This window comes from Idiomarina sp. PL1-037, from assembly GCF_034422975.1.
Lineage (GTDB): Bacteria > Pseudomonadota > Gammaproteobacteria > Enterobacterales > Alteromonadaceae > Idiomarina.
Genome location: NZ_CP139873.1, coordinates 674,911 through 682,321, shown reverse-complemented (window position 1 = coordinate 682,321; position 7,411 = coordinate 674,911). Strand labels below are relative to the sequence as shown.

Annotated in this window: 10 protein-coding genes; 3 read left to right on the top strand and 7 right to left on the bottom strand. The window is 44.4% G+C overall.

Translation table 11 applies throughout. The features are described 5' to 3' along the window. Window positions 1–40 precede the first annotated feature (40 nt). From U0358_RS03200 to U0358_RS03190, 3 genes are read right to left on the bottom strand one after another with little or no spacing between them, the layout of a single operon-like run. Entirely contained in the window at window positions 41–394 is a 354-nt protein-coding gene (locus U0358_RS03200) for a hypothetical protein (RefSeq protein ID WP_322407033.1), read from the bottom strand. A 9-nt stretch (window positions 395–403) separates the two neighbouring features. Next, a complete protein-coding gene (gene brnA, locus U0358_RS03195) occupies window positions 404–637 on the bottom strand; it encodes a type II toxin-antitoxin system BrnA family antitoxin (RefSeq protein ID WP_034818371.1) in 234 nt (77 codons plus the stop codon). Continuing rightward, window positions 624–890 carry a BrnT family toxin gene (locus tag U0358_RS03190; RefSeq protein ID WP_322407032.1) on the bottom strand — a complete coding sequence of 89 codons (267 nt, stop codon included), beginning with the start codon at window positions 888–890 and terminating at the stop codon, window positions 624–626. The genes brnA and U0358_RS03190 overlap by 14 nt, the downstream gene beginning before the upstream one ends. Before the next feature lie 412 nt (window positions 891–1,302). Between U0358_RS03190 and U0358_RS03185 the strand changes: the two genes are divergently transcribed. From U0358_RS03185 to U0358_RS03175, 3 genes are all read left to right on the top strand, one after another. After that, complete coding sequence (locus U0358_RS03185) at window positions 1,303–3,051, top strand: DUF5666 domain-containing protein (protein ID WP_322407031.1); 1,749 nt, start codon at window positions 1,303–1,305, stop codon at window positions 3,049–3,051. 448 nt (window positions 3,052–3,499) lie between these two features. Then, window positions 3,500–4,837, top strand: a complete 1,338-nt coding sequence (locus U0358_RS03180; protein WP_322407030.1) for a sensor domain-containing diguanylate cyclase — start codon at window positions 3,500–3,502, stop codon at window positions 4,835–4,837. A 21-nt stretch (window positions 4,838–4,858) separates the two neighbouring features. Continuing rightward, window positions 4,859–5,179, top strand: coding sequence for a hypothetical protein (locus U0358_RS03175; protein WP_322407029.1), 321 nt, complete (start codon window positions 4,859–4,861; stop codon window positions 5,177–5,179). A gap of 64 nt (window positions 5,180–5,243) precedes the next feature. On the opposite strand, the gene cysQ is transcribed toward U0358_RS03175, so the two are convergent. From cysQ to U0358_RS03155, 4 genes are all read right to left on the bottom strand, one after another. Continuing rightward, window positions 5,244–5,978: a 3'(2'),5'-bisphosphate nucleotidase CysQ gene (gene cysQ / locus U0358_RS03170; protein ID WP_322407028.1), complete on the bottom strand. Its 735-nt coding sequence runs from the start codon at window positions 5,976–5,978 to the stop codon at window positions 5,244–5,246. Between the two features lie 3 nt (window positions 5,979–5,981). Continuing rightward, window positions 5,982–6,449: a hypothetical protein gene (locus U0358_RS03165; RefSeq protein WP_322407027.1), complete on the bottom strand. Its 468-nt coding sequence runs from the start codon at window positions 6,447–6,449 to the stop codon at window positions 5,982–5,984. Window positions 6,450–6,496: 47 nt separating this feature from the next. Next, complete coding sequence (locus U0358_RS03160; protein ID WP_322407026.1) at window positions 6,497–6,676, bottom strand: hypothetical protein; 180 nt, start codon at window positions 6,674–6,676, stop codon at window positions 6,497–6,499. A gap of 222 nt (window positions 6,677–6,898) precedes the next feature. Further along, a complete protein-coding gene (locus U0358_RS03155) occupies window positions 6,899–7,390 on the bottom strand; it encodes a serine protease external chaperone (RefSeq protein ID WP_322407025.1) in 492 nt (163 codons plus the stop codon). Window positions 7,391–7,411: the final 21 nt, after the last annotated feature.

Sequence of the window (7,411 nt, the reverse complement as noted above, 5' to 3'; positions counted from 1 at the left end):
TTTCAACTAAATCCTATTGTACCCAGGTCCAGTTTTTTAGTTACGGTATCCAGCAAACGCCGTCTTTTAATTGCGGTTTTGGCTCAGGTATATGCTCACATGTTGAGTAACCCGTTTTTGCATCTTCTTTGGCTTTTTCATTATAAAGGTGAATAGCGTCTAGCAGTGCTCTTTCATCGGTTACAGTTTCTCTGCTGTAAACCACATAACCTTCCGGGCCACCGCACGCTTTTTTGCCCACAGGCAGTACCTTACAGCTATCTATACTTTGCGCTTCCGGCTTACCAATAAGTTCTGTAATATCGGCCATAGTAACCGGAGTATCTGTTGCTGACTGAGCGGTGCTGCAACCCGCCAATAGCGCAGCTGTTGCAAAAGCTAAAAGTAGTTTCATGTGTTTCACCTATAGGTTCCTTTCAATTTGCTCAAGCCGCTCAGCTAACCAGACTTTAATAATAGATTGTCTTGTTACTCCAATGCGGGCAGCCTCTTCATCTAAAGAGTCTAGCATCCATTCAGGAAAATCCACATTCACTCGCTTTTGTTTGCGCATGGGTCTTTTCGCCTTTTCCAGCTCAAGCTCATCCATAACGTCTTCATCTGAATCAAACTTTTTGTCAAATTCACTCGCTTTCATAAAGCTTCACCTCGCTATGCCTAGAGCGTCTGACAGAAATAATTCTGATTGCTCTTGTTCGATAAGTAATCACAGCTGACCAATGCTTTCCTTTGTACTTAGCTATAACTAAATAACGCTTTTCATCTTCAGTTTTAGCCGGAATTTCAATTAACTCCGGGTCATTCCAAAGAGATTGAGCAGAGTAAAAATCAATTCCATGCTTTTGCATGTTTGACAAACTCTTTGCCCCATCAAACTCGAAAAACAACATTAAATATATACCATTTATCAATAAAAATTAAACTTAAATGGTATTAAAACGTCATTACTAAATCACTCGACGAAAGCGTATTTAGTCATGAGATATTACATCAACGACAGAAACATAAAATCACCGATACTAAGTAATTTATAATTTCAATTACACCAAAAACCAATTAATACCCGATACCGATTAATTTATATTGAAAAACACTAAAAACGACATATAGTCACTTTATTCGGTTAATAAAAGGAGATGGTATGCCTTGTATCTACACAAGCGAAATCTTATAACAAAAACCTAACGTAACAAGCATTCAAAAAACACAATCGAGTTGCTGGCAGGCCCCAAAATCATGAGCTAAAGTGAAGGTACATACACTTTTATAAAAAGTGTTTTAGCAACAATAAGAGGTAGTACCATGCGTTTTAAACAGTCCCTTTTAGTCTTAGCAATATCCGGCGCGCTCACGGCGTGTGGCGGAAGCTCAAGCGACTCTACCAACGACAATACAAGCGGCGAAAACAATAACGGCGACACATCAACCACAACAACGACCGTTGTCAGTGAGGGTGTGATCACAGGCTTTGGCAGTGTGTATGTCAATGGCCAGCGATACGGCTCTGACAATGCCACTATCGCGGTCGGTAACTCGCCAGCAGCCGATGAAGCGCAACTAAGAGTGGGCATGGTAGTCACTGTCGCCGCTTCTGCATCCGATGACGGCAACGACCCGGAGGCAGAGCAAATCACTTATGAAGAAAGCCTGCAAGGCCCGGTTGCCTTCATTGACAGAGAAGCAGAGCAAATTGAGGTACTGGGTCAAACGGTTATTTATGATGAGTTAACTGAGTTTGAAGAAGCCGATATTAACACTTTAACCATTGGCGATTTTGTCGAAATAAGCGGCTACGTCAATGAAGACGGTGCGTTTTACGCTACCCTGGTTGAGCTGGAAAACGATGAAACGGAAATTAAGCTCAAAGGCAACGTTGCCAATTTAAACACAGACACTGAAACGTTTACGCTGGGTGAGTTAACCATTAACTATTCTGCAGCAGAATTTGACGATATGAACGCCGACGACCTTGCTGACGGACTGTTCGTGAAAGTCGAAGGCGAAGCTTACGATAATGAGTCCATGACCCTAACAGCAGACGAGGTCGAGAACAAAGAGCAGAATGGCCTCGACGAAGACACCGATGAAATCACCATTGCCGGTATCGTTAAAAACTATGACGCCGATGCCGGAACGTTCTCAGTAAATCAATACGACTTCGTCTTGGGTGAAAGCACTGAGTTTGAAGACGGCACTGCCGATACCTTAGCCAACGGTATTATCGTAAAAGTCGAAGCCGAGTTTGACGGTGAGCAGTTGGTTGCCGATGAGATAGAGTTCAAGGCCCGGAACGCGCGCAGTAAAGTCGAAGGTCAAGTAACAGACATTGACAGTGAAGCCATGACGTTTGTGCTTAATGGGACAACCTTTAGTATCACACCAGAGACTCAGTATGAGGATGAATCGGACTTAGACGAGCGCCGCTTCACATTTGAAAACATTGCTGCTAACGACTGGCTGAAGGTCGTCTCGCGTCAGAACCAAGAAGGCGATACGGTTGCACTGAAAGTAAAACGCATTGACGAAGATGACCGTGACGGCGAAGTGAAAGGCCGCGTGACGGATGTTACGACCGACGGTATGCGTGTCGCAAATGTCGCCGTACGTTTTGCCGACAACGTAGAATTTGAAGACGATGACGACACAATTTCTATTGATGACTTTATTGCATTAGTCGAAAGCCGTAATGCGGTTATTGTGGAAGCCGAAGGTGAATACGTTAACGGCTCGCTACTGGCCACTGAAGTTGAGATTGAAAACGTTAGCGGAGAGGATGACGATAGTGACGATGAACGTCCTGACAACACAGGCAAAGCAGAATTTGAGGGCGCCGTAGAATCTATTGAAGGTGACTCTGTTTTTGTGAACGGCAAAGAGCTTCGCTTTGCTGAAGACGCAGAGCTTGAATTCAACGATGAAGAAATCGACGTCGCAACATTTATCGCAGCCCTTGAAGTCGGCACGGTTATTGAAATAGAAGGCCGCTGGGTTGAACAAAGCTACATCCTAGTAGAAGAAGCCGAAATCGAAAACGACAACGGCGAAGAATAATACCCTTCCAGTTACGCTTGGTTCAGTGGCTAAACCGCCACTGAACCAAGTTGCGCTTTAAACATTAAAAGCACTTTGCATGGTCAACTGCTCTGCTCGCCTTATTCCCCTTAAAATTATCCAAGATCCAAAAAAACCTCTGTGTTAACATTTAAATAATATATGCTTCATAAGTAATCTAGGTATTTAGTTAATTTCAGCGCATTCTGTAGGTTTCATGTCTAAATTGAGAAGAAACAGTTGTTATTTGATCGTCAATAACGACGGTCGCGTCATAGGTCAGTGCAACGGTAACCATGTTGATGGAACGCCGCCTGAACGCGTAACTGCTTACAGTAAACATACCCATGAAGCTGTTTCCTGGGATACTCTCATTCAAGACAAAAACGCTCCCGTTGAAGTTTATATAAACGCATTAGATAAACAGTTTGATGTAACCGCGACACCAATGACTATTGAAGGTATTCCATGCTGCCTGGTCGAATTTCTCAGTAATGACCCACACGGTTCTTGTTACTTATCATTGCCAAGCTCTCATCGACTCAATAGCATTATCGAAAGCACTGATGCTGGCACTTGGGAATGGAACGTACAAACTGATGAACTCATTATTAATGAGCGATGGGCGTCTATGGTCGGCTACACCATCGAGGAACTTAAACCAATCAGTACTAAAACCTGGCTCAGTATCCTCCATAAAGCTGACCATGAAAAGTTTCAGCGAGTTTTCCAGTCGCATGTTCTTGGCAAAACATCTTTTTACAGCGCAGATTTAAGACTAAAGCATAAACAAGGACATGAGGTATGGATCAGAGATCACGGCAAAATTGTTACGCGCACTGAAGAAGGTGAGCCAGAGTGGTTCTCCGGAACGCATATTGATATTACAGAACTAAAACAGTTAGAGCGTGAACTTAAAAGCAGCCAAAAAACACTTCAAACTGCACAAGAAATAGCTCAGCTGGGCTATTGGTCTTTCACACTATCGGATAACTCATTGACCTGGTCACCCATTATTTTCAATATGCTTGGCCTCAGCCCTAAAACAACAGCAGCATCCCTGTTCTTGTTCAAAGAGCTGTTACACCCTGATGATGAAAATCTTTTTGAGGACAGTCGAGAGCGTTTATTTAATTCAAAAGTCTTCGATAAGACTCACCGTATCCGACACTCAGACGGACACTACTTATGGGTTCATATATATGCTCAATGGCAGCAAGATGGAGAGGTATTAGTTGGGACCATACATGACATTACCCAACAAAAAGAGCTGGAGCTCGAACTACTTAATCAATCACGTATTGACTCGTTAACGGGCCTAGCCAACCGGCGCTATTTTATTGAGCAAATTGAGCGCGCAATTACACGCTCAAAAAGAACATCAAGCCAGCTTTCTCTGCTGGTCATCGACGTTGACCTTTTCAAAAAGATAAATGACAGATTCGGTCACAGTACAGGCGACCGCGTCTTAGAGAAGTTGGCAAAAATTATGAGCGAAAGAGTTAGGAGCTCTGATCTTGTCGCTCGTATTGGTGGTGAAGAGTTCGCTGTCATGTTGCCAGATACCACTATCAATGACGCATTCAAACTCGCTGAAGAATTGAAAGAAGCCGTTAACTCTCAACCTATACAACTTAAAGACAATCAACTTTCTCTTTCTGTCACTATTGGAGTCAGCAGCCTATCTGACGAAAACTCAAACTGGTCCTCGCTCTATGGCGAAGCCGATAATGCCATGTATCAAGGCAAAAAAGACGGCCGAAACCGTGTTTTTATCACTAAGTAGTGGCGTTTTCCCAATAAAAGAGTGTTACTTTTAAATCGCGCAAACCCCAGACGCTGGGTGCCATTGGGCTTTAGTGAAAAAGAGATATTCTCAGTTTTAGAATGGGATATATCGACGTACTATGATGAGTACGGAGAGGCCACCAATGGCGGGTATTACATTCTGCCTCGTTTCAACCACTACCAGCTGGCAGAGCGCCCTGAGTCTGAACCTTATGAGCCTCAGTCTGCAACAAAGTCTCAGTTAGAAAAGGTGGATGTCTCTAACACAGATAAATCAAGCAACTTGGGTTACACCATTGTGAATCCTCAAGCGGCAGCAACATCGACAAGCAAGCATTAATACTGCGTTGTGAATGACATAAATGTCAGGTCAGATCCGGCCCTGACGTTCACGTCAGGCTACCTCACCGGGCAATAAAATGCGGGTTCAAATAGTCTTCTTTTTGGTTATACAGCAGCGGGGCACCGGCAACGGTTGTAACTTCTCCGCCCGCTGCACCTAGTACCGCATGGGCTGCGGCGGTATCCCACTCACTTGTAGGTCCTAAGCGCGGATAAATGTCGGCTTTGCCTTCTGCTACCAGGCAAAATTTTAGCGAACTGCCTACCCCCAGCATCTCATACGGTTTGTCTAAAGCATCCAGCCAGTCGGTCGTTTCCTGCGAAGGGTGTGAACGCGAACCAACCACGCGCAAGGTTTCCGACTTCCTCGAGGCAACGGAAATAACTTTGTCGTTTAAGAACGCTCCGCGGTCACGCTCGCCGGTGTACATAGCATTCAGAGCCGGAGCATACACCACTCCTAAAATGGGCACGCCCTTTTCTATCAAAGCAATGTTCACGGTAAACTCGTCGTTGCGCTTAATAAACTCTTTGGTGCCGTCAAGCGGGTCGACTAACCAATAGCGACACCAGTGCTTACGCTGCGCCCAGCTAATATCCGAAGACTCTTCCGAAATAATCGGGTACTGAATATCCAGCGCGCGCAAACCGTCGCAAATAATTTTGTGCGCGGCTAAGTCCGCTTTTGTCAGCGGGCTGTCGTCGGCTTTTTTCTGCACATCAAAGTCATCGCTTCGGTAAATGTCCATAATGGCAGCGCCAGCGTCACGGGCTATTTCCTTTACTTCTTTAAGCATGAATTATTCCATTGTTTTCCAGTAATCAAATACAATGACAAAGCGACTGTCTATTGACGCTGATACTTTGGAGGAAAGCGACTTTCCCCTGGGCTCTAAGTTACCGTCATAAAACTGGTTGGAGACATCTTCGCGCATGTATTCAGAAATCCGGTCAATATGTCGTATTTCAATAAGACAGCTTCGAAGCTGGTCAAACGAGGCACACGCTTGTTGCAGCTCCGGGTGTTCAATACCTCCTTTATAAGCCGCAGCGAAAGCCCTCCTGCACATGTTTCTTTCCGCTCTGGTTGTAAAAAACACTTTGAAGTGCGAAGGAATACTGTCTCTCATTTCAATAAATGAGCGGGTGTCGCGAGTCCGATCCAATAAATCAGATAAGCGTTCACTAATTGAGCCTGCGGTGTCAAAGTCCTGAATGGATGCTACCGGTATGCGGGAGTCTGCCCTCATTTTTTCTTCAATATGCATGCGCTTAATCACCTGAAGCTCTTTTTGGCAGCTGTCGTTCTTTTGCTCTATATGAGCCACCATTTTCTTATATTGTCATGCAACTTTTTATCCGAAAAGTCTGCTGCAACATTTTCATGTAAGTGCAAACTGTCCGATGCCCCAATAAGCGCGGCCACCAGTATTTGCGAGTAAATTTTCCCCTCAGCATCTTCTTCTACCTGAGTCGTCGGCTCCTCTGTTGCCACCGAAGCCCCCCCCTGCCAACAGTAACCCTAAAGCAGCTAAAGCCATTATTGGTAATTTCATAAGCAAATTACATGTAGGTTTTAAAAGCTTAAGTATAGAACGTAATCTGACATTTATGTTAGCTGGGATATCGAGCCTGACATGAACATTCGGCTATATTGAAAATAAAAAACCGCATTCAGGCAAAACCCAAATGCGGTTTTTATTCACTACAACAAGAACTAACGTTTAATAACGTGTAATTCGTTGCGAGGTTCAATTACCTCAATACGCGCAGCGCGAACCAAGTCGCTTCCACGCATTTTTTCAACCAACTCATTCAAGTCAGCGCCTTCTGGTGCTTTTAATAGACCCAAACCAGCACGCGAATCTTCACTGACAATATCCAGGCCAAATTCTTGTGCAATAGCAGCCAAACCTTGCTCACCAGCTAATACGGTTAAGTTACCGCTAATGGTGCCAACATTACGTGTTACTTCGTTATACACTTCAGCACCACCGGTTAACTTAGGTGCCTTAACGTCAGAGCTTTTTTCCATCATGCGGTAAGTACCGAACGCACGTTCGTTAGATACTTTGGCTGGAAGCTTCGCTTTGGCAACACTCTTCTGGCTATCTTTGGTCAGACGGTCATCAACAGCCTGATCCTGGGCGACAACAGAGCCTGTCATCAATAAACCTGATGCAGCTAAAGCCATCATTGTTAATTTCATAACTTTTTCTCCTTTGCCTTG

Excerpts from the sequence above, each read along its gene's own strand:
- U0358_RS03190 (WP_322407032.1), bottom strand. The coding sequence starts at position 890 with ATGTTGTTTTTCGAGTTTGATGGGGCAAAGAGTTTGTCAAACATGCAA.
- U0358_RS03165 (WP_322407027.1), bottom strand. The coding sequence starts at position 6,449 with ATGCATATTGAAGAAAAAATGAGGGCAGACTCCCGCATACCGGTAGCA.
- U0358_RS03180 (WP_322407030.1), top strand. The coding sequence starts at position 3,500 with ATGACTATTGAAGGTATTCCATGCTGCCTGGTCGAATTTCTCAGTAAT.
- cysQ (WP_322407028.1), bottom strand. The coding sequence starts at position 5,978 with ATGCTTAAAGAAGTAAAGGAAATAGCCCGTGACGCTGGCGCTGCCATT.
- brnA (WP_034818371.1), bottom strand. The coding sequence starts at position 637 with ATGAAAGCGAGTGAATTTGACAAAAAGTTTGATTCAGATGAAGACGTT.
- U0358_RS03155 (WP_322407025.1), bottom strand. The coding sequence starts at position 7,390 with ATGAAATTAACAATGATGGCTTTAGCTGCATCAGGTTTATTGATGACA.
- U0358_RS03185 (WP_322407031.1), top strand. The coding sequence starts at position 1,303 with ATGCGTTTTAAACAGTCCCTTTTAGTCTTAGCAATATCCGGCGCGCTC.
- U0358_RS03200 (WP_322407033.1), bottom strand. The coding sequence starts at position 394 with ATGAAACTACTTTTAGCTTTTGCAACAGCTGCGCTATTGGCGGGTTGC.